We start from the raw sequence: 1,410 nt of genomic DNA on the forward strand, positions 1-1,410 counted from the left end.
CACCATGACGCTGTCCGATTTCGACCTCGACGGAAAGACGTTCTCCGTCGACGGCAGCATCGTGCTGGTCAATGGCGCCTTGTCGTCGGCGCGGTTCAGCAAGGTCACCTTGAACAGGGGCGACGACGTTGCCGTGTCGGTGAAGCGATCCGGCAAGGGCTATGCGGTCGACATATCGGGCAACGCGCTCGATGCCCGCTCGCTCATCAAGCAGTTCACCTCGGACGTCGACACGGCTACCAAGACCACCGGTTCCGATGCCATTTCCGTCAGCGCCGATGTCGACCGGCTGACCGGTTTCCACGACGAGCAATTGTCCAATCTGAAGCTCGATTACAGTGCTGCCGGTTCGCGGGTGAACGGGCTGAAGGTCAGCGCCACGGCCAGTTCGGGCGCCGCCATATCGATCAGCAACATAACTGGCGCCGGTCGGCGCACGCTCAACATGCAGTCCGCGGACGCCGGCGCCATCCTGAGATTCCTCAACATCTACGAGCATATGGAAGGCGGCGCGATCACGCTCGCACTGGCCGGGCCGAGCGACGGATCGCTGAGGGGCAAGGTCGACACCAGCAACTTTTTCGTCGTCAACGAACCGAAACTCGCCTCCATCGTCTCGACCACGCCGGCCGGCGACAACCGCAGCCTCAATCAGGCGGTCAAGGGCAAGCTGGACACGTCGCGGGTGAAGTTCGAACGCGGCTACGCCGAGATCGACAAGGGCAGCGGCTATCTGAAACTGGCCAATGGAGTGCTGCGCGGACCGCGCATCGGCACAACGTTCCAGGGCACGCTCTACGACCAGAACAACAACATGGACATGACCGGCACGTTCATGCCGGTCTATGGCCTCAATCGCATCTTCGGCGAATTGCCCATCGTTGGCGCGCTGCTCGGCAATGGCCGCGACCGTGGCCTGATCGGCGTCACCTACCGGCTCAAGGGCAACGCCAACAAGCCGCTGCTGGACATCAATCCGCTGTCGGTGATCGCACCCGGAATATTCAGGTCGATTTTTGAGTATCGGTGATCGAGTTCAAATCGGCCGTACCAGGATGTGTTTTTTCTTTCCCAGAGAAAGCTTTACGACGTTTTCCGGACTCAAATCCTGAGGGGTCACCAGCCGGCGATCATCGCTCACCGGCTCGTCGTTCAGGCGCACGGCGCCGCCCTGCACATGCCGCCGCGCTTCGCCGTTCGACGCCGCCAGTCCGGCGGTGACCAGCAGCGACAGGATGCCGACGCCGGTTTCGAGCGCTGTTTTGTCGACCTCGACGGTCGGCAGCGACTCCGCGAGCGCGCCTTCCTCGAACGTCTTGCGCGCCGTATCGCTGGCTTGTTCGGCCGCCGCGCGGCCGTGCAGCAGGGCGGTGCTCTCGGCGGCGAGGATCTTCTTGGCCTCATTGATCT

The 1,410-nt window shown here is 62.6% G+C and carries 2 pseudogenes; one reads left to right on the plus strand and one right to left on the minus strand.

What is annotated here, in order from left to right:
- Positions 1–1,030, plus strand: a pseudogene (locus EN943_RS36960) (AsmA-like C-terminal region-containing protein); the annotation flags it as partial.
- A 6-nt stretch (positions 1,031–1,036) separates the two neighbouring features.
- On the opposite strand, the pseudogene EN943_RS36965 reads toward EN943_RS36960, so the two are convergent.
- Positions 1,037–1,410: pseudogene (locus EN943_RS36965) on the minus strand (tyrosine--tRNA ligase); the annotation flags it as partial.

This window comes from Mesorhizobium sp. M7A.F.Ca.US.006.01.1.1 (assembly GCF_003997935.1).
GTDB lineage: Bacteria > Pseudomonadota > Alphaproteobacteria > Rhizobiales > Rhizobiaceae > Mesorhizobium.